Origin of the sequence: Sphingomonas glacialis (assembly GCF_006439055.1) — a bacterium.
In the GTDB taxonomy this organism is placed as follows: domain Bacteria; phylum Pseudomonadota; class Alphaproteobacteria; order Sphingomonadales; family Sphingomonadaceae; genus Sphingomonas; species Sphingomonas glacialis_A.
Map to the genome: position 1 here is coordinate 1,277,660 of NZ_RCZC01000002.1, position 19,266 is coordinate 1,296,925.

Below are 19,266 nucleotides of genomic sequence, written 5' to 3' on the forward strand. Positions count from 1 at the left end.
AGATTTCTGCGATGACCCGTCCGTCGATCCTGCGCGGTGGCGTTGCCACCGGCGCGCTTGCCGCAGCCTTGCTGTGCCTTTCCCCCGCCGCGCAGGCGCAGTCGCTCGCGGTCAACCCGATCAACGTGCTGATGGCGCCCGGCCAGATGGCCACGCTGCTGACCGTGATCAACCAGGGCCAGGCCGAAACCGCTGTGCAGATCCGCGCCTTTGTCTGGAGCCAGAAGGATGGGATCGACGTGCTCACGCCCTCCGACGACGTCGTCGCCAGCCCGCCGCTGACGCGAATCGTCCCGGGCGGTACGCAGATCGTCCGGCTCGTGCTGCGCAAGCCCGTCATCGGCCGTGAGGCGACGTACCGTATCCTGCTCGACCAGATCCCGGCCGCGGCCGAGGCGGGCGTCGTGCGGGTCGCACTGCGGATGTCGCTTCCGGTGTTCGCCCAGCCGACGACGCGCGTCGCTCCGAAGGTTTCGTTCCATATCGAGCGCGATGCCACGGGTAGCTATCTCGTCGCGCTCAACGATGGGGCGCACCATGATGCCATTCGCGATCTGACCCTGTCGACGGCGAACGGGACCGCGTTGAAACTGGAAGATGCCCAGCTTCCCTACATCTTAGCAGGCGCGACGCGGCGGTGGCACATCGCTCCCGACGCGGCGCTTGCGAGTGCCACGGGTCCCTTCATGCTGACCGCATCGACCGAGACCGGCGTTCTCAAGCGGCTGCCGGTCGCGTTTCGACCTTAAGCGATGGCCGGGACGTGGTTATTGCTGTGGGGATCCATGGCGCTGACCACGCCCGGTCAGGACGTGGCGGCAACGTCGCAAGTATCGGTGCCGACGCCGACACCCGCCAGGCAGACGCTGATGCTCGACGTCTCGATCAACGGCTATCCGACCGACAAGATCGGCGCGTCCTCGAAGGCGGAGTCCTGCGCGCGCGCCGCGCGGAGTGGCTCGACCTCGGCGTCAAGGCGCCCAGCTCAGCCACGGCGGGGGCGGATGACCTGCTGGGTCTTGCCGATCTGCCGGGCATCACCTGGGTCCTCGACGCAGCGCGTCAAAGCTTGTCGATCACAGCCGCAATAGCCCGACTGGTGCCCACCGTGCTGACAGAGCCCGCAACCAAAGACGATGTTCTCTCGCCTAGCAGTACCGGATTCACGCTCAACTACGATCTTGACGCGACCGCGGTCGGGACCGCCAGGCTGGCCAACGGACTGTTCGAAGCACGGCTGTTCTCGCCTTGGGGGCGCGTCAGCTCCGGCCTGCTCGCCCGCATCGTCCGCGGCGGCGGCACCCGACACCAAACCTCGGCGATCCGGCTCGACACGGTATATAGTTATTCGGATCGCGCCACCCTGCGACGCTACCGCATCGGCGATTTCATCACCGGCGCGCTGAGCTGGACCCGCCCGGTCCGGATGGGCGGTGCGCAGATTACCGCGGATTTCTCGACCCGGCCCGACCTGATCACCTTTCCGCTGCCCTCGCTTAGCGGGAGTGTCGCGGTCCCCTCGACGGTCGACATTCTCGAGAATGGCAGCCGGCTGTTCTCGCGCGAGGTCGCCGCCGGACCGTTCGAGGTGCCGCAACTCCCCGTCATCACCGGCGCGGGGACGCTTTCGATCACGGTTCGCGACGCGCTTGGCCGCCAGGTGACGGTGACGCAGCCGTTCTACGCCAGCGCGACCTTGCTCGCGCCGGGGCTGCAGACCTTCTCGCTACAGGCCGGCGCGGTCCGCAGGAATTGGGGAGTCAAAAGCAATGACTATGCCGGCCTCGCCACCAGCGGGACGTGGCGCCGCGGCCTGTCCGCGATGGCGACTGTCGAGGCAAGCATCGAGGCAACGCGCGGCGCCGCGATGGGCGGTGCCGGGCTAGTGCTAAATCTTGCCCAGATCGCGATCCTGAACATCGTGGGTGCCGCCAGCACCGGCGGCACGGGCACGGGTACGAAGGTCACGGCGGGGCTCCAGCGCGTCGGGCGGGTGTTCAGCTTCGCCGCATCGGCGACGCTCGTCAGCCGCGGCTTCCGCGATGTCGCGGCGGTAACCGGTGATCCTGTCGCCCGGCTGCAGGTCAATACCAGCACCGGGCTAACCTTGGGTCGGCTGGGATCGCTGGGGGTCGCCTTTGTCGCCGTCAACCGCGATGCCTATGTCAGCCGCGATCAGACGTGCCCAGCGAGCACGCTCGGGTCCGACTGCAGCAGCTACGGCTTGCCCGCCCAACGGACGCGGACGGTGTCTGCCAGTTATTCGGTGCAGCTGGGGCGGATCGCGCTGTACGCGACCGCCTATGGCGACCTGCGCGATCGTCGTACCCGCGGCGTGATCGCGGGGCTGACGCTGCCGCTCGGCCAGCGTAGCACCGCCAGCGTCAGCGCGGGCGCGGGCGGCGGGGATCGCTATGGGCAATTCGACCTTTCGCGCTCGCCCAGCACCATCGGCGACTGGGGCTATCGCGCCTATGTATCGGTCGGCAGTGCGCCGCATCAGTTCGGGCAGCTGCAATATAAGGCGCCATGGGCCTTGCTGACCGCGGGTGCCGATCACATCGCCGGGCAGACCTCGCTGCGCGGCGCGCTCCGTGGCTCGCTTTCGCTGGTCGATGGTGGCGTGTTCGCGGCCAATGCGATCGACGACAGCTTTGCAGTGGTCGACACCGACGGCTTGCCCAACATCCGCGTGTTCCACGAAAATCGCGCCGTCGGTCGCACAAACGCGCATGGCCTGTTGTTGGTCCCAGAACTGCGCGCGTTCGACCTCAACCATATCGGCATCGAAGCGACCGATATTCCGCCCGATATCGCGATCGAAACCGATGCGCGGGCGGTCCGTCCGCCGGATCATGCTGGCGTGATCGTCAAATTTCCCGCGCGGATCAGCTCGGGTGCATTGCTGATCCTGGTCGACGCGGCAGGCGTGGCGATCCCGGTCGGCAGCACCGCGACCCTGCGGCAAACCGGCGTGATCGCCCCGGTCGGCTACGATGGCCAAAGCTATCTCACCGGGCTTCAGGCGCACAACGTGATCGACGTCGGATTGGCCAATGGATCGACCTGCTCGCTCGCGTTCGCGTATCACGCGACAGCCGGCGAGCTCCCGACGATCGGTCCGATTTCCTGCACGGGGCCAGCAAAGTGAAGTGGCTTCGAACGCTTGCCGCGCTGATCATCCTGGCATCGCTTTCAGGGACTGCCGGTGCGGCATGCACGATCTCGGTAGTTTCGGCCAATTTCGGTTCTTATTCCGGTAGCGCGCTCGATCCCGGCGCGGTGCCGGTCACGATCAGTTGCGCTTCGGGCGAAGCGTACGATGTGGGGTTGAGCGCCGGCATGGGACAGGGCGCGACGGTCAGCAGCAGGAAACTGACCGGCCCGGGCGGCGCCGTCCTGGCCTATACCCTGTTCCAGGATCCCGGGCGGTCGATCGTATGGGGGAACACCAGCGGGACCAATTCGGAAACGGGCACCGGGACGGACTCGGAGCAGATTCTCAACATGTACCCCAGATTGGCCGCGGGCCAGTTCATCGCGCCCGGGACCTATACCGACACGGTAACCGCGCGCGTTTCGAGCAGTTCGACCGAGACGACCACTTTCACCATCACCGCGATCGTCCAGGCGGCATGCACCGTCGAGTCGCAAAGCCTGAGTTTTGGAGGCTATGCGGGCCTGGAGACAGATGGCGTCGCCGTAGTGACGGTCACCTGTACCAACACGACGACATACAATCTCGGGCTGAGCGTCGGCGACGGGAACGGCGCCACGATCACGACCCGCAGAATGACCGGACCATCGTCCGCGACACTCGATTACCAACTGTTCCAGGATAGCGGCAGGACCACCAATTGGGGCGATACGGTGGGCGCCGATACCATGGCCGGCACCGGCACGGGGAGTGCGCAGAGTCTCTCCATCTCGGGCCGCATCCCAAGCGCCCAATGGGTGCGCCCCGGTTCCTATAGCGACGTCGTCATCGCGACCGTCAGCTACTGACTCGAGCGGGCGCCGTCGGGTCGCTGGTCGCGGCCGGCACGGTGTCCGGGCGATCGCGCGCGCGCCGCAACCGCGCCGCCGGGCAGCATGCGAATATCCCGCCTACGTCTGTCCCGACCTGGGTTCGACGCGCCCCCAACAAAAAAGGCGGCCCCGAAGGACCGCCCTGATTGCGTTCAAACCGCACGGCAAGCGACTTAGAAGTCGTTGCGATACTGTTCGTTGCCGATGAAGCCGAGCTTCGAAACGTTCGACCGCTTGATGATCGCGAGGATCTGGTCGACCTTTTCGTAGCGTGCCGCCGGGTCGGGCTGGAAGTGCAGCTCGGGCTCGGGGTTCAGCTGCGTCGTCTGCGTCAGATACTGCTGCAGCGTCGCCGGATCGGTCGCCGCACCGTTCCACAGCACGACGCCGTCGGGCTGGATCACGATCTTGTTCTTTTGCGGATCGATCAAGGGCTTGTTCTGGTTCGGGTCGTTGATCGGAAGATCAACCTTCACCGCGTGCGTCTGGATCGGGATGGTGATGATGAACATGATGAGGAGAACGAGCATGACGTCGATCAACGGCGTCGTGTTCATGTCCATCATCGGCTGGTCGTCACCACGGCCTGCGCTCATTGCCATGTCAAATACTCCCTGCGGCAAAGCCGCCAGTCACTAAGGCTGCTACCGCAGCGATCACGAAGACGGGCCGCCCGTGGGAGGGGGTTCCGAAATGAAGCCGACCTTGGCGAACCCTGCCGACTGCATCGTGTAGATCGCACCGCCAATGCAGCGATACGGGGTCTCGACGTCGCCGCGGATATGCGCTTCGGGAAGGTCCTCGGTCGTCAAGTTCGCGGCGCCGCCGGCCTTGTCGACGATTTCCTTGAGCTTGTCGGTCGCACGCTTGAGCAGTTCCTCATGCGTCACCGGAGTCTGACCCCAGAACACCGCGCAGCTGCCGTCGGGCTTGCGCGTGATCGAGAGCGACACGTTCTCGGGCTTTGTCACGGTCGGATCGTAGCGCACGTCCGGGAGCTTCAGCTTGACGGTCTGCACGATCGCCGGGATCGTGATGAGGAAGATGATGAGCAACACCAGCATGACGTCGACGAGCGGCGTCGTATTGATGTCGGACATCGGGGCGTCATCGCCGCCGCCACCTGTACTAATCGCCATGAAAGGCCATCCTATTCGTATCGGTCAGGCCGCCCGACATACCGGGCGGCGAAGGAAGCGGGGCCGCCGACCGGCGGCCCCGTTCGGTACTCTTAGACGCGGGTCTGCACGCCGCCGGCCTGGCCAGCCGTCGTGGTCGTCACAGCGGGCTTCGCTGCAGCAACCGGAGCCTTCTTGCCCGGTGCATGCGGACGAACCGCACCATTCGAAGCGAGATAGCCGAGCACGTCGTTCGAGAAGGCCGAGAGATGCTCAGCGATCGCCTTGTTGCGACGCTGCAGCCAGTTGAAGGCGAGCACGGCCGGAACCGCGACGACCAGACCGAAGGCGGTCATGATCAGCGACTCACCGACCGGGCCTGCGACCTTGTCGATCGATGCCTGGCCAGCCTGGCCGATGCCGATCAGTGCGCGGTAAATACCGAGAACCGTACCGAACAGACCGACGAACGGTGCGGTTGCGCCGACCGTTGCGAGGAAGGCGAGACCGCCACCAAGCTGCGAGTTGATGATCGCTTCCGAGCGAGCGAGCGAGCCGTGCAGCCAGTCATGCGCTTCGACCGGATCGGTCAGACGCGAATGCTGCTCCTGGGCTTCGATGCCGTCGTCGACGATCTGCTTGTAGGCCGAGTTCTTCTCGAGCTTGGCAGCGCCTTCACGCAGCGAGTTCGACGCCCAGAAGGTCGCACGAACGCGACGGCCCTGGTTGATGATCTTCTGCTGCTCGAAGATCTTGGTGAACAAGATGTAGAGCGTGAAGAACAGGAAGATCGTGAGGATCGCAGCGGTCGTCCAGGTGACGGGGCCGCCCTGCTTCATGGCGTTCAAGAAGCCGAAATTGTCTGCGGCAGAGGCACCGGCAGTAAGGATGATGGTGGACATTGGGGGGACTTCCTTCTCGACAAGATGACCATGGGCCCCTCCGCGGGGCCACACGGCTAGGTTGGTTTATTCGGGCAAGCGCCACACGACGTTGCGCGACGAAGCGGAACGGATCGGGTTGCCGCTCTGGTCCATCGCCGGCGAATAGCGCCCACGACGGGTGATGTTCGAGCACGCAGCGCGATCGAGCGATGCATTGCCGCTAGAAGCGGTGACGACGCAGTTCTCAACACGACCGGCGGTATTGATTTCCCACTTGATCTTGCTGGTACCCTGCGCCTCTGCGCTCAGCGCGTCGGAAGGATAATCGTCGGTGGTGACCCACTGCGACGGATCGCCCTTGGGGCCCGCGGCCTTGCTGACCACGGGTGCGGGGGGTGCCGCGACCGGGACAGGAGCAGGCGCAGCAGCGCGAACGGTGATCGGCGCAGCCGGCGGCGGCGTGACGACCGTAGCGATCGGCGGCGGCGGCGACTGGACGCGAACGATCGGCGGCGGCGACACGACCGGTGGGGTCTGCAGCTGCGGCTGTTCGGGCGGCGGGGGGGGCGGCTTGTCTGGTGGAGGGGGCGGCGGTTCGACGACGTCGAAGGTGTTAAGCTTCTCGGTCACCTTTTTGATGTACTTGAAGGTCAGCCCGTTCACGAAACCCCACGCGAACAGCGCGACAATGACCGAAACGATCACGATCGACACCACTTTGCTGCCACTCGTATTGCGATCAGCGTATGCCATTCAGAAACGAAACTCCTCTATTCCGGCACGACGGTCCAAGCCGATCCGTAACGTCCGCTCGTTATCCGGCCTGTCATGGGCTAGTGTATCCTGGACAGACCACAACCTCTATCGCGCCAAAAACCACGACGCAAACGCTTTGTCTCACGCAACAAACGTACAACCTCACCGTGGCAGAATTATTTCTGTTTAAAAAAGTTGTTAACGGCTAGTCGTACGGCATGCGAAATATGCTCAAAATCACGCTTGCGGCCCTCCTGCTCGGCCTGCCGGCATCCCTTCCCGCGGGCCAGCAAACCCGCGCAAAACCGACGGATGTTGCAGCCCCGGCGTTATTCTACGCCGATTACGCCGACTTGAGCGTGGCGGCACCAGTGATCGTCGATGCGACGGTGCGCAGCCAGCTGCGGCTCAAACCCGTCGATGCACCGAATCTTCCACCGAATATTGTCCGACTTTATGTCGAGGCCGATGTCACCGCCCTGATTCGCGGCACGAATGCGGTCCCGCCGCGGCTCGGGTATACGCTCGACGTGCCGCTCGATGCGCGCGGCCGCGTACCGAGCTATCGAAAGGCGCGCGTCCTGCTGTTCGCGCGTGGGGTGTCCGCGAATGCCGGGCAGGTGCAGCTCGTCCGTCCCGACGGCCAGCGCAGCTGGACCCCGGCGGGCGACGCCCTCACCCGCCGAATCGTCCGCGAAGAGCTCGCCCCCGATGCGCCGCCGACGGTTACCGGGATCGGCAATGCGGTCCACACGCCGGGCGATCTGCCGGGTTCGGGCCAGACGCAGATCTTCCTGACGACCGCCGACAGCCGGCCGATCTCGTTCGACATCGAGCGCAAGCCCGATCAGCCACCGCATTGGGTGATCGCGCTCAGCGAAGTGGTTGACCAATCCGCCCCGCCACCGGCGCGCGACACACTGTTATGGTATCGCCTCGCCTGCACCCTGCCGGCGACGCTGCCCGACACCTCGGTCCCGCAAAGCGGCGACGACGCGACGATCGCGCGCGAGGATTATGCGCTGGTCGTGCGTGAGCTGGGCGCGTGCGATCGCGGGGGACGGCGTTAGAGCCCGACCGTACGGGAGATCAGTCCCGCTTCGGCACACCTGCATTGTGTCACGGCCCATCGTGCCGAACGCTCTACGAAGGGAGTATGCGGTTCGCGGTAAGCCCGGGATGACGGATTTCCGTGAAATCGCTAACGAATCTCGATCACCTGCCCCGTCGTCGACCGCGCGCCGACGAGATAGTCCGCCGCGGCAACCACCGCGGCGGGCTTGGCATCCGAGCCAATATCGAGCGCCGCAAGCCGCGTTTCCGGCGCGAGTTCGACCGCAAGCGGCGCGACCGCGGCAATCAGCATCGCGCGATCGAGTGCGGTGACGGCGGCATCGATCACCAGCAAGACCATCCCCGAATCGCGCGGCGCAGCCCGCACCGCCGCCACGGCCGCCAAGTCGTCGCCGAAGACCAGCGCCGCCCGCCCCCCGAGCGCCGCGGCGAGCGCCGCCCTCACCGGCGGTTTCGCACCAAGGTGATGCCGATCGATTCGCCCGCCTCGGCGATCGCGAGCTTGACGATCGTCACCTCGACGCGCGTAACGCGGCTGTCCTGCAGAAACAGCGTCTCGCAGATATGATCGGCGACCGCCTCGACCAGCTTGAAATGGACGCCCTGCGGCAGCGCGGTCGTCGCGGCGTGCTTGAGATCGAGATAGTTCTTCGATTCGCTCAGCGGCGTCTCAGGGTCGAAGCGATCGGGCACCGTCAGATCGACCGTCAGCGAGATACGCAGCGGTTGCGGAAGATGCGTCTCTTCGGAATAGATGCCGGTCAGCACCATCACTTCGAGGTCGTGCACGTTGAGCGTCAAACGGTCGGTCAAATCGATCCCAATCCTGGTCGTATCGCGGCGCGCCATAGCAGATGTCGGCGCCCAAGGAAGCTTTGCCCCGTCATGCCGCTTGCGTTCCGGCCGATCGCGGGTAAAGCGCCCGACCGCCCGGTGCCCGGGTCTTGAAGGATCAACGCCCGTGATCGAGGTCTTGCCGATTGCCGCTGTCGCGCCCGCCGCCGTCGAGCAATTGCTCGACCGCGCCTTCGGGACCGACCGCCATGGCCGCACCGCGTACAAGATCCGCGAGGGAATGCGCGCGATCCCGGCGCTGAGCTTCGCCGCGGTCGAAGCGGGTGCGCTGATCGGCACGATCCAATGCTGGCCGATTCGCTTTGCCGGCGACGATGGCCGCGACGTCGCGATGGTGCAGCTCGGCCCCGTCGCGGTCGCGCCCGATCGTCAGCAAGCCGGCATCGGCCGGATGCTGACGATGCGCGCGCTGGCCGCCGCCGAAGCTGCAGGTCTGGCCGATGCGCTCACGCTGATCGGCGATCCCGAATATTACAGCCGCTTCTTCGGCTTCGACGCCGCGCGCACGGCGGACTGGCGCGTCCCCGGCCCGGTCGAGCGGCACCGCTTGCTCGCGCGCGGCGCGAACGTTCCGATCGGCGCGGGCGTGCTCGCGCCCCGGATCGCCGCCTTGGCCTGACGCAGGCGGCTTTACGCGACCGCGCACCTGTCCTACCGCGCCCCCATGCCCATGGAGCCGATCCCCGACCTTTCCGCTTTGTCGCTCGCCGACATCGCCCGCCTTGCCGAGGAGCAGAAGCTCCCGCCGGTCGAGCGCTGGAACCCGACGCATTGCGGCGACAGCGAAATGCGCATCGCGCGCGATGGGACCTGGTTCCACCAGGGGTCGCCGATCGGGCGCGCGGCAATGGTCCGGCTGTTCTCGACGATCCTGCGGCGCGAGAGCGATGGCAGCTATGTCCTCGTCACCCCGGTCGAGAAGCTCGATATCGAAGTCGAGGATGCGCCGTTCGTCGCGGTCGAGCTCAAGGCATCGGGCGAAGGACGCACCGCGATGCTGACCTTCCGGCTCAACACCGGCGACCTCGTCACCGCCGATGCCGAGCATCCGCTGCGCTTCGAACCGCGCGACGACGGCCCCCGCCCCTATCTCCATGTCCGCGGCGGGCTCGACGCGGTGGTCGCGCGCACGGTGTATTACGAACTCGCACAACGCGCGATCGACAGTGGCGACACGCCGCCCGGCGTGTGGAGCTCGGGCGCGTTCTTTGCCTTGGAGCCCGTGGCATGACGCTCGTCGAACGCCTCCGCCAGGCAATGGCGGTCGGCCATGCCGACACCGTGCTGCTGACCGGCGACCATGTCGACGTCGAGTCGATCGCGACCCCGCTCGCGCAGGCCGCAGTGCTCGTTCCCGTGACCGATCGCGCCGAACCCGGCGTGATCCTGACGCGGCGCACCGATACGCTGTCGCGCCACGCCGGACAGGTCGCCTTCCCAGGCGGCCGCGTCGATTCGGGCGATATGGATGCGATCGCCGCTGCCTTGCGCGAGGCCGAGGAAGAGATCGCGCTGCCGCGCGACCGCGTCACGATCGTCGGCGAGGCCGATCGCTATCGCACCGTCACCGGCTTCGAGGTGACCCCGGTGATCGGCGTCGTCCCGCCCGATCTCGTCTTCACCCCCGCGGCCGCTGAGGTCGCCGAAGTGTTCGAAGTGCCGCTCGGCTTCCTGCTCGATTCGGGCAACCACACCGAAGCGAGCGTCGAATGGCAGGGCCGCAACCGGCATTTCTACGAGATCCACTGGGACGGCCACCGCATCTGGGGCGCGACCGCGGCGATGATCGTCAATCTGTCGCGCCGGTTGCGATGGAACGGCTGACGCTGCCCGACGCCGCGTGGCGCACGCGGCCGGGATTGCCCGAACTGTGCGACGTGCTCGGCGCGGGCGCCGGGGAGACGCGCTATGTCGGCGGCGCGGTGCGCGATACCTTGCTCGGGATCGACGTTTCCGACGTCGATCTGGCGACGCGTCACGCGCCTGAGGATGTGATCGACCTGCTCGCGCGCGCGCGGATCAAGGCGGTCCCGACCGGCCTCGCGCACGGCACGATCACCGCGGTGCTCGCCGACGGCGCGCCGATAGAAGTCACCACGCTGCGCCGCGACACTGCGACCGACGGCCGCCACGCGACGGTCGCCTTCACCGACGATTGGCGCGAGGACGCCGCGCGGCGCGATTTCACGATCAACGCGCTCTATGCCGACCCGGCGACGGGCGAGATCTTCGAGTATTTCGGCGGGCTCGATGATCTCGCGGCACGGCGCGTGCGCTTCATCGGCGACCCGTTGCAGCGCATCGCCGAGGATCATCTGCGCATCCTGCGCTTCTTCCGCTTCCATGCGCGCTTCGGCGACGAACCCAATGCGGCGGCGCTCGACGCCTGCACGCAGCGCGCCAACGATCTGATGGCCTTGTCGCGCGAGCGGATTTCGGCGGAATTCCTCAAGCTGCTCGTCGCGCACAACGCCGTCGCTACCCTGACGCTGATGATCGAACGCGGCATCCTGCGCCCGGTGCTGCCCGAGATCGACGAGGCCGGCGTCGCGCGGCTCGCGCACGTCGCCGCGGTCGAAGCGCAGGCCGAGCTCGCGCCCGACCCGCTTCGCCGCCTCGCCGCCGTGCTGCCGCGCGATCCCGCACTTGGCGAAAACGTCGGCGCACGGCTCAAACTGTCGAACGCACAGCGCAAGCGGATCGTGTCGGCGCTGACCGATCCGACCGGATCGCCGCACCCGCTCGCCTATCGGCTGGGGCGCGACGGGGCGCTCGACCGCTGGCTGCTGACAGTCGAGGAACCCTTCGATGCCGTGATCGGCGCGCGCGATATCCTGGCGTGGCCGATCCCGAGCTTCCCGCTGACCGGGGGTGCGCTGGTCCAGCGCGGCGTCGGCAAGGGCCCCGACGTGGCGCGCTTGCTCAAGCAGGTCGAGGATCAGTGGGTCTCCGAGAATTTCCCCGACGCCGACCGCGTGGGCGAGATCGCCGACGCAGCGGTCGCTCAGTGGCGGTCCTCGACCAGCATCGCATAAGCGGCTTCGGCCTCGAGCGGCCGGGCATAGAGATAGCCCTGCCCATAGGTGCACCCCAAGGCCGCGAGCGTCTGTGCCAGTTCGTTGGTCTCGATCCCCTCGGCGGTGGTCTTCATGCCGAGCGCCTGTGCCAGCGACAGGATCGCGCGGACGATCGCGATCTTGTCGCGATCGGCGAGCATCCCCGTCACGAAGCTGCGGTCGATCTTGAGCACGTCGATCGGCAGTTTCTGGAGATAGGCGAGGTTCGAATAGCCGGTGCCGAAATCGTCCATCGCGATCGTCGTGCCGAGCCGCTTCAGCGCGTGCATGATCCCCGCGATCCGGTCGGGATCGGTGACCAGCGCGCTTTCGGTCAGCTCGAGCGTGAAGCGAGAACCTTCGAGGCCATACGCTTTTAGCGCAGCCTCGACGACCGGCGCGATCGTATCGCGCTGGAGCTGGATCGCCGAGAGATTGACGGCAAGGCGCACCCCGCAATTGCCGCCGCAGCGCGCATCCCATTCGGCGAGCGTCGCCGCGGCTTCCTGGATCGCCCAGCGCCCGAGCGGCACGATCAGCCCCGATTCCTCGGCGACCGGGATGAAATCGTTGGGCGAATATTCAATTCCCGCCTCATCGCGCCAGCGCGCAAGCGATTCGAACGCGACGAGTTGCCCGGTCGAAAGGTCGCGGATCGGCTGATAGGTCAGCCGCATCTGCCCGCGCTCGATCGCGCGGCGCAGCGCGGTTTCCATCCCGAACTGCTCGCGCGCAATGTCGAACGCCTGCGTCTGATAGGCTTCGGTCTTGCCGCTCGCCTTCGAGCGCTTGACCGCGAATTGCGCGTGGCGGATCAATTCCTCGGCATCTTCGATTTCGGCCGCGCCGAACGAAATGCCGATCGAGCAGGCGACGCGAATCTCGAAATCGGACAGGCGGAACGGCGTCGACAGCGCGCCCTGGATCCGCCGCGCGACGCGCTCGGCATCGCCGATCCCGTCCTCGAGCGTCAGCAGAATGCCGAATTCGTCGCCGCCGGTGCGTGCGAGCACGTCCTGCGCGCGCAAGGCACCCTTGAGACGCCGCGCCACGGTGATGAGCAGTTCGTCGCCCGCCATCGACCCGAGACAGGCATTGACCCGGCTGAACCGATCGAGGTCGATCACCAGCACGGCATAGGTCGCGCGCGTGGCCGGATCTTCGAGCAGCATCTCGAGTCGGTCGCTGAACCCGGCGCGGTTGGGCAGGCCGGTCAGGCTGTCGGTGAGCATCTCGCGCCGCAGATTGTGTTCGGTGCGGAGTTCGGCGGTCTGGTCGACCAGCGCCAGCATGCAGCGTTGCAGCGGGTTGCGCTCGAGCCGCGCGAGCGTCGCGTGGTAATAATGGCAATCGACCTTGTCGCCGAATTCGACCGAGAATTCGGCGCGCAGCGTATCACCCTCGATAAACGCGACGATCTGCGCTTCGATCTGCGCGACGAGCGAGCGCCGCCGGTCGTTCATGCCGAGTCCGGCAATCTCGTACGCGCGATTGGCGATCTGGACGACGACCCCCGACTCGCTAAGCGCGACCATCGCCGCCGGGATCGGCAGCAGGTCGATCAACCGCGCCGCCATCGCGACCGAGGTCGGATAGGGTTCCAGCGCCGCCGGGAGCACCGGCGGAGTCGGATGTGTCAGCACGGATTGGGACGTCGGCGCCATTGTCCCGGCGATAGGGTCGATTCGTTAACATCCCTCTTATCCGCGACGAATTTCAGGCACTTGCGCCAAAAACCCGAAGTTTTGCAACGCGATGTATCGGTGCGGCAACCTAGAAACGATTGTCGCGCGGGAAACCGTTGGGCGGCATCCGCCCGGCCGCCCCGCGCGCCGCGCGCCACGGTCCGAGATCGGTCTCGGTCCGCGTACGCCCGCTCTCGCCGCCCATCGGCCAGCTCAGCCCCTCGGCAAAGACGAAGGTGATCGCGTCGGACAGGCCGCCGTCGCGGAAGCGCATCAGCTGGACGCCCTGCCCGCGCGCCAATTCGGCCAGCTCGCTCAACGGGAAGACGAGCAACCGCCGATTGTCGCCGATCGCCGCGACGTAATCGTGCGCCGGGTCGACCGGGCGGACGAGCTTGAGCTTCGCGCCGAGTCGCGGCGTGACGACGGTCTTGCCCTTGCGCGTCTCGGCGACGATGTCGGCGGTGCGCACCAGGAAGCCGCGCCCGTCGGTCGCCGCGACGAGCAGTTTCTCGGCGATGCTCGCGCGGAAGATATGGACGATGCCGACATCGCCATCGAGGTCGATCATGAGTCGCACCGGCTCGCCGAACCCGCGCCCGCCCGGCAGGCGATCGGCCGCGAGCGTGTAGAAGCGGCCGTTCTCCGCCGCGATCATGATCTTGTCGGTGGTCTGCGCGGTGAAGTCGAACGCGGCGGCATCGCCATCCTTGAACTTCACCGCCGCCACGCCCGCGGCATCGAGATGCCCCTTCATCGCGCGAATCCAGCCGCGCTGCGACAGGATCACTGTGATCGGCTCGCGCTCGATCATCGCTTCGAGCGGGATGTCGCGTGCCGGTGCCGCCTCGGCGACGGTGGTGCGGCGGCGGCCGAGCTTGGTCTCGGGGCCGTAGCGCTCGCGCAGCTTGCCGAAATCCTTCTTGAGCCGCGTGCGCTGCCGCGCCTCACTGCCGAGCAGCGCCTCGAGCCCAGAGCGTTCGTTCTCGAGCCCGTCGCGCTCCTTGCGCAGCTCCATTTCCTCGAGGCGGCGCAAGCTGCGCAGCCGCATGTTGAGAATCGCCTCGACCTGCCGGTCATTGAGGTCGAACTCGGCCATCATCACCGGCTTGGGTTCGTCCTCGGTGCGGATGATCTCGATCACGCGGTCGAGGTTGAGATAGGCGATGATATAGCCGTCGAGCAGCTCGATCCGATCGCGGATCTTGTCGAGCCGATGCGCGGTGCGGCGCTGGAGCACGATGAACTGGTGCGCGATCCACGCGAGCAGAGCCTCGCGCAGGCTCATCACGCGCGGGGTGCGGTCGGCGTCGAGCAGATTGAGGTTCATGCTGAAGCGGACCTCGAGGTCCGTCATCTTGAACAGGCTCTCCATCAGCATGTCGGGCTCGACCGAACGGCTGCGCGGCTCGATCACGACGCGGATTTCCGAGTCCGATTCGTCGCGGACATCGGCCAGGATCGGCAGCTTCTTGTCGTTGATCAGCCCGGCGATCTGCTCGATCAGCTTGCCCTTCTGAACGCCGTAGGGAATCTCGGTGACGATCGCGTTCCAGCCGCCGCCCTTCTCCTTCTCGATGCTCCAGCGCGCGCGGAGGCGAAAGCCGCCGCGGCCGGTGGCATAGGCCTCAGCGATCGCCGCGGGCGAATCGACGACGAGCCCGCCGGTCGGGAAGTCTGGCCCCTGGATATGCTGCAACATCGCGGCATTGTCGGCCTCGGGCTGGTCGATCAGCATGATCGCCGCATCATAGAGTTCGGCGACATTGTGCGGCGGAATGTTGGTCGCCATGCCGACCGCGATCCCCGCCGCGCCATTGGCGAGGAGATTGGGGAAGGCTCCGGGGAAGAGCTCGGGCTCCTGCTCTTCATTGTTGTAGGTCGGCTTGTAGTTGACGGCGTCCTCGTCGAGGCCCGCCATCAGATCCATCGCGACCTGCGTCAGCCGTGCCTCGGTGTAGCGGAAGGCGGCGGCGCCATCGCCGTCGATATTGCCGAAATTGCCCTGACCCTCGACCAAAGGGTAGCGGACCGAGAAATCCTGCGCGAGGCGGACCATCGCGTCATAGACCGACGAATCGCCGTGCGGATGGTATTTGCCGATCACCTCGCCGACGACGCGCGCCGATTTCTTGTACGGCGTGCTCGGGTCCATCCGCAGCTGGCGCATCGCCCACAGCAGGCGGCGGTGCACCGGCTTCATCCCGTCGCGCACGTCGGGCAGCGAGCGCGCGGTGATCGTCGAGAGCGCATAGACGAGATAGCGATCGCTCAGCGCGCTATCGAACGGCGCGTCGACGATGGCGTTGAAGGGATCGGTTACATCGGTGGGCATCGCACGGCGATAGCAGCGCTATTCCCCGGTGGCGAGATGCCAGCGCGGCGTTTACCGGCGGAGGCATGCAGCGGTGTCTTCCGCTCGCTTTGCCGCCGCTATAGACCGGCGCGATGTCCGAGACCCAGCCACCCGATGCCGCCGGCCCGCTGCTGACCTGGCCCGATCTCATCGGGCGCGCGAGGCCCGTGCCCGATGCGACGATCGCATACGGCCCCGATGCGCTGCAGATCGTCGACGTCTGGCGCCCCGCCGGGCCGGGCCCGCATCCTGTCGTGGTGATGGTGCATGGCGGCTGCTGGACGACGAGCATCGCGGACCGGACGCTGATGAACTGGATCGCCGACGATCTCCGCCGCGACGGGATCGGCGTGTGGAATGCGGAATATCGCGGAGTCGATCGGCCGGGCGGCGGCTATCCGGGGACGTTCGCGGATGTCGGCGCGGCGGCGGATGCGGTGCGGACGCATGCGGCAGAGTTCGGCTTCGAGGCCCAGCGGATCGTCGTCGTCGGGCATTCGGCGGGCGGGCATCTCGCTTTGTGGCTCGCGGCGCGCCCGCGGATTACGCCGACGAGCCCGCTGCATACGCCGCAGCCGCTGAAGATCGCGCGTGTCGTCAGCCTGGGTGGGCTGCCCGATCTGGAGGCGACCGCGGCGAGCCCCGACAACGGCTGCGGCGTCGAGGTGGTGGCGCGGCTCGTTGGCCAGCCGGGCGAGAGGCCGGATGTCTATGCCGATACATCGCTCCCGCGGTTGCTGCCGCTGGGCGTGCCGCAGGATCTGGTCAATGGGCATGAGGACCGGATCGTCCCGGTGCGATTCGGGACGGGGTATGTGGCGACGGCGCAGGCGAAGGGGGATGCGGCGAGGCTGCATCTGGTCGAGCGCACGGGCCACGTCGAACTGATCGCGCCCGAGAGCGCGGCTTGGGCGCAGGCGAAGGCGCTGATCAAGGCGGGGTTGAATAAGTGAGCACCTCAACCTCCATAATTTTGACTGACGGCCGCGGTTACGCGCCTCCCTTCCCTGAAAGGGAGGGGCTGGGGGTGGGTCGGCCTAGGTCGGGCGCTACCCGCGATAACGGGCCGACCCACCCCCTACCCCTCCCTTCCAGGGAGGGGAGCAGGTTGCGCTCGGCTTCGCGCACCGCGTCCATACAATACCTCTCCACCAAGGCCCACGCATGACCCGCGACGACGCCCGCGCGCTAGACGCCGCCGACCCGCTCCGCCCCTATCGCGACCGCTTCGCGCTGCCCGACGGCGTGATCTACCTCGACGGCAACTCGCTCGGCCCCCTCCCCCGCGAGACCGCCCCCGCGCTCGCCGACATGGCAGAGCGGCAGTGGGGTGAGCGGCTGATCCGCAGCTGGAACGAAGGCTGGATCGACGCGCCGCAGCGCATCGGCGGCAAGATCGCCGCGCTGATCGGCGCCGAGCCCGACGAAGTGATCGTCGCCGATTCGACCTCGGTAAACCTGTTCAAACTTCTTGTGGCCGCGCTGCGCCACGCAGCCCCGCGCACGACGATCGTCAGCGAGACGGGCAACTTCCCGACCGACCTCCACATCGCCGAGGGCGCCACAGACTGCGTCCCCGGCGCGCGCCTCAACGCTGTCGCACGCGCCGATCTCTCCACAGCGATCGACGACGACACCGCGCTGCTGATGCTCACCCACGTCCACTACAAGACCGCCGAGCGCTTCGACATGGCAGCCTGGACCACCCGCGCCCACGACGCCGGCGCGCTCGCACTGTGGGACCTCAGCCACAGCGTCGGCGCGATCCCGCTAGATCTCAACGCCGCGGGCGCCGATCTCGCGATCGGCTGCGGCTACAAATATCTCAACGGCGGCCCCGGCGCGCCCGCCTTCCTGTTCGTCTCGCGCCGGCTGCAGGAGCAACTCGCCAGCCCGCTGTCGGGCTGGATGGGGCACGCCGCGCCGTTCGAGTTCGGCGACGCCTACAGCCCCGCCCCCGGCATCAAGCGCTGGCTCGCCGGCACTCCCTCGATGCTGGCGATGGTCGGGCTAGAGGCCGGGATCGACCTGTGGCGCGACGTCGACCAGCAGCACGTCGCCGCCAAGAGCGCCGCCCTGTTCGACGCGCTCGCCGCGATCGGGGGGCGCCTCGGCCTCGAATGCGTCTCGCCGACCGACCCGAGCGCGCGCGGCAGCCATATCAGCTTCCGCCACCCCAAGGCCTATGCGCTGTGCCAGGCGCTGATCGAGCGCGGCGTGATCGGCGACTTCCGCGCCCCCGACGTCGTCCGCTTCGGGCTCACCCCGCTGTACCTCGGCTTCGAAGACATCTGGCAGGCGGGCGAGATCCTCCGCGACGTGCTGGAAAGCGGCGCCGCCGACGATCCCCGCTTCGCGACGCGCGCCGCCGTCACCTGACCTAACAGCTAGACCCGAAACGCCCCCCCCAATCCGCAGCATCCGTTGCAGCGGAGAGGACGGCGCTGTGCCACAGCCAAATGTGGCGAGAATGTGGCAATTCGCTTGACGGTATTTCCGCCCAATGTGATGGTGTATCGAAGTCATGGGAGAGCGACGATGCGGAAGCTGGCGGCGGTAACCTTGTGCCTGGGTCTGGCAGCCTGTTCCCAAAAACCCGAGTCGAGCGAGCAACGGTCCGAGGCGGTAATAACCGCCGACGTCACCTCGCCGAGCGAACCATCGGCACCCGGCATCGCCCTCACCGCCGCCCCCGGCGTGGCGTTCGCCTATCGCTATGCCTTCCGCATGCCCGCCGCCAAGATCGCGCAGGCCCAGGAAGCGCATGCGCAGGCGTGCGAGAAGCTCGGCCCGGCGCGCTGCCGCATCACCGGCATGCGCTATCGCCTGCTCGGCGAGAACAATGTCGAGGCGATGCTGGCGTTCAAGCTCGATCCCGGTCTTGCGCGCGGCTTCGGGCGCGACGCGATCGCGAGCGTCACCGCCGAATCGGGCAAGCTGGTCGATGCCGAGATCAGCGGCACCGATGCCGGCGCGGCGATCAAGCAGCTCGAGACCGACGCGGCGCGACTCGACGAGCAACGCAAGCGCAACGCGGCGCTGCTCGACAATCCCAAGCTCAAGGCAGACCAGCGCTCCGAACTGTCCACCCGCCAGGCGGAACTCGACCAGACCGCCGCCGCGACACGCGACAGCAAGGCCGCGCAGCAGGAGAGCCTCGCGGTGACGCTGATGGTGTTCGACTATGGCGCCGGCCCCGCCGTGCGCGGCTTCGACCCGAGCGCACCGCTAACCAGCGCCGCCAACACCGCGATCGGATCGGCGCAGTTCACGCTCGCGCTGTTGCTCGGTGGGCTGGCGTTGTTCGGCCCGCCCGGGCTGGTGGCAATCGTCGTCGTGCTGCTGTGGCGGCGCTGGCGGCCGCGAAAGATAGCTACGGCAAGCGATTGATTGCGTGCTCCGCTGCGTTCCGGTATGGGCTGCAGCTTATCGCCCCGGCCCGCGTTTGCCCGC

General features: G+C 67.0%; 19 protein-coding genes. 11 read left to right on the top strand and 8 right to left on the bottom strand.

All coding sequences use genetic code 11. The features are described from left to right. The first annotated feature begins 11 nt into the window (after nucleotides 1-11). The 3 genes from EAH76_RS09930 to EAH76_RS09940 all read left to right on the top strand — a co-directional run bounded on the left by EAH76_RS09930 (nucleotide 12) and on the right by EAH76_RS09940 (nucleotide 4,005). A complete protein-coding gene (locus tag EAH76_RS09930) occupies nucleotides 12-749 on the top strand; it encodes a fimbrial biogenesis chaperone (RefSeq protein ID WP_161989014.1) in 738 nt (245 codons plus the stop codon). A gap of 350 nt (nucleotides 750-1,099) precedes the next feature. Then, a complete protein-coding gene (locus EAH76_RS09935; RefSeq protein ID WP_140850043.1) occupies nucleotides 1,100-3,151 on the top strand; it encodes a fimbria/pilus outer membrane usher protein in 2,052 nt (683 codons plus the stop codon). Continuing rightward, a complete protein-coding gene (locus EAH76_RS09940) occupies nucleotides 3,148-4,005 on the top strand; it encodes a Csu type fimbrial protein (RefSeq protein ID WP_161989015.1) in 858 nt (285 codons plus the stop codon). The genes EAH76_RS09935 and EAH76_RS09940 overlap by 4 nt, the downstream gene beginning before the upstream one ends. 197 nt (nucleotides 4,006-4,202) lie before the next feature. On the opposite strand, the gene EAH76_RS09945 is transcribed toward EAH76_RS09940, so the two are convergent. From EAH76_RS09945 to EAH76_RS09960, 4 genes are all read right to left on the bottom strand, one after another. Beyond that, complete coding sequence (locus EAH76_RS09945; protein ID WP_140850044.1) at nucleotides 4,203-4,631, bottom strand: ExbD/TolR family protein; 429 nt, start codon at nucleotides 4,629-4,631, stop codon at nucleotides 4,203-4,205. Between the two features lie 54 nt (nucleotides 4,632-4,685). Next, complete coding sequence (locus tag EAH76_RS09950; protein ID WP_170208009.1) at nucleotides 4,686-5,168, bottom strand: ExbD/TolR family protein; 483 nt, start codon at nucleotides 5,166-5,168, stop codon at nucleotides 4,686-4,688. A 92-nt stretch (nucleotides 5,169-5,260) separates the two neighbouring features. Then, nucleotides 5,261-6,049: a MotA/TolQ/ExbB proton channel family protein gene (locus EAH76_RS09955; protein ID WP_140850045.1), complete on the bottom strand. Its 789-nt coding sequence runs from the start codon at nucleotides 6,047-6,049 to the stop codon at nucleotides 5,261-5,263. A gap of 66 nt (nucleotides 6,050-6,115) precedes the next feature. Then, entirely contained in the window at nucleotides 6,116-6,784 is a 669-nt protein-coding gene (locus tag EAH76_RS09960) for an energy transducer TonB (RefSeq protein WP_194150965.1), read from the bottom strand. Nucleotides 6,785-7,005: 221 nt separating this feature from the next. Here EAH76_RS09960 and EAH76_RS09965 point away from each other — a divergent pair, with 221 nt between their 5' ends. Next, nucleotides 7,006-7,857, top strand: coding sequence for a hypothetical protein (locus EAH76_RS09965; RefSeq protein ID WP_140850046.1), 852 nt, complete (start codon nucleotides 7,006-7,008; stop codon nucleotides 7,855-7,857). A 131-nt stretch (nucleotides 7,858-7,988) separates the two neighbouring features. On the opposite strand, the gene EAH76_RS09970 is transcribed toward EAH76_RS09965, so the two are convergent. After that, complete coding sequence (locus tag EAH76_RS09970; RefSeq protein WP_140850047.1) at nucleotides 7,989-8,306, bottom strand: Rossmann fold domain-containing protein; 318 nt, start codon at nucleotides 8,304-8,306, stop codon at nucleotides 7,989-7,991. After that, nucleotides 8,303-8,710, bottom strand: a complete 408-nt coding sequence (locus tag EAH76_RS09975; protein ID WP_194150966.1) for a dihydroneopterin aldolase — start codon at nucleotides 8,708-8,710, stop codon at nucleotides 8,303-8,305. The genes EAH76_RS09970 and EAH76_RS09975 overlap by 4 nt, the downstream gene beginning before the upstream one ends. A gap of 112 nt (nucleotides 8,711-8,822) precedes the next feature. Between EAH76_RS09975 and EAH76_RS09980 the strand changes: the two genes are divergently transcribed. The 4 genes from EAH76_RS09980 to EAH76_RS09995 are packed head-to-tail and all read left to right on the top strand — an operon-like array spanning nucleotide 8,823 to nucleotide 11,751. Continuing rightward, the gene (locus tag EAH76_RS09980; RefSeq protein ID WP_140850049.1) at nucleotides 8,823-9,335 is read left to right on the top strand and encodes a GNAT family N-acetyltransferase; all 513 of its coding nucleotides are present in this window, start codon (nucleotides 8,823-8,825) and stop codon (nucleotides 9,333-9,335) included. A gap of 45 nt (nucleotides 9,336-9,380) precedes the next feature. Next, entirely contained in the window at nucleotides 9,381-9,947 is a 567-nt protein-coding gene (locus tag EAH76_RS09985; protein WP_140850050.1) for a DUF1285 domain-containing protein, read from the top strand. Then, nucleotides 9,944-10,540: a CoA pyrophosphatase gene (locus EAH76_RS09990; RefSeq protein WP_140850051.1), complete on the top strand. Its 597-nt coding sequence runs from the start codon at nucleotides 9,944-9,946 to the stop codon at nucleotides 10,538-10,540. Before EAH76_RS09985 ends, EAH76_RS09990 begins: the two co-directional genes overlap by 4 nt. After that, nucleotides 10,528-11,751, top strand: coding sequence for a CCA tRNA nucleotidyltransferase (locus EAH76_RS09995; RefSeq protein WP_140850052.1), 1,224 nt, complete (start codon nucleotides 10,528-10,530; stop codon nucleotides 11,749-11,751). The genes EAH76_RS09990 and EAH76_RS09995 overlap by 13 nt, the downstream gene beginning before the upstream one ends. Here the strand turns inward: EAH76_RS09995 and EAH76_RS10000 are convergent. Then, nucleotides 11,721-13,436 carry a putative bifunctional diguanylate cyclase/phosphodiesterase gene (locus EAH76_RS10000; protein WP_431357979.1) on the bottom strand — a complete coding sequence of 572 codons (1,716 nt, stop codon included), beginning with the start codon at nucleotides 13,434-13,436 and terminating at the stop codon, nucleotides 11,721-11,723. The genes EAH76_RS09995 and EAH76_RS10000 overlap by 31 nt on opposite strands. A gap of 109 nt (nucleotides 13,437-13,545) precedes the next feature. After that, on the bottom strand, nucleotides 13,546-15,792 hold the full coding sequence (gene parC, locus EAH76_RS10005) for a DNA topoisomerase IV subunit A (RefSeq protein WP_140850053.1): 2,247 nt from the start codon (nucleotides 15,790-15,792) through the stop codon (nucleotides 13,546-13,548). Nucleotides 15,793-15,905: 113 nt separating this feature from the next. Here parC and EAH76_RS10010 point away from each other — a divergent pair, with 113 nt between their 5' ends. From EAH76_RS10010 to EAH76_RS10025, 3 genes are all read left to right on the top strand, one after another. Beyond that, complete coding sequence (locus tag EAH76_RS10010) at nucleotides 15,906-16,766, top strand: alpha/beta hydrolase family protein (RefSeq protein WP_140850054.1); 861 nt, start codon at nucleotides 15,906-15,908, stop codon at nucleotides 16,764-16,766. Between the two features lie 211 nt (nucleotides 16,767-16,977). After that, nucleotides 16,978-18,192: a kynureninase gene (kynU, locus tag EAH76_RS10020; RefSeq protein ID WP_140850055.1), complete on the top strand. Its 1,215-nt coding sequence runs from the start codon at nucleotides 16,978-16,980 to the stop codon at nucleotides 18,190-18,192. A 159-nt stretch (nucleotides 18,193-18,351) separates the two neighbouring features. Further along, nucleotides 18,352-19,203 (top strand): hypothetical protein, encoded by an 852-nt coding sequence (locus EAH76_RS10025; RefSeq protein WP_140850056.1) that lies wholly within the window; start codon nucleotides 18,352-18,354, stop codon nucleotides 19,201-19,203. Nucleotides 19,204-19,266 lie beyond the last annotated feature (63 nt).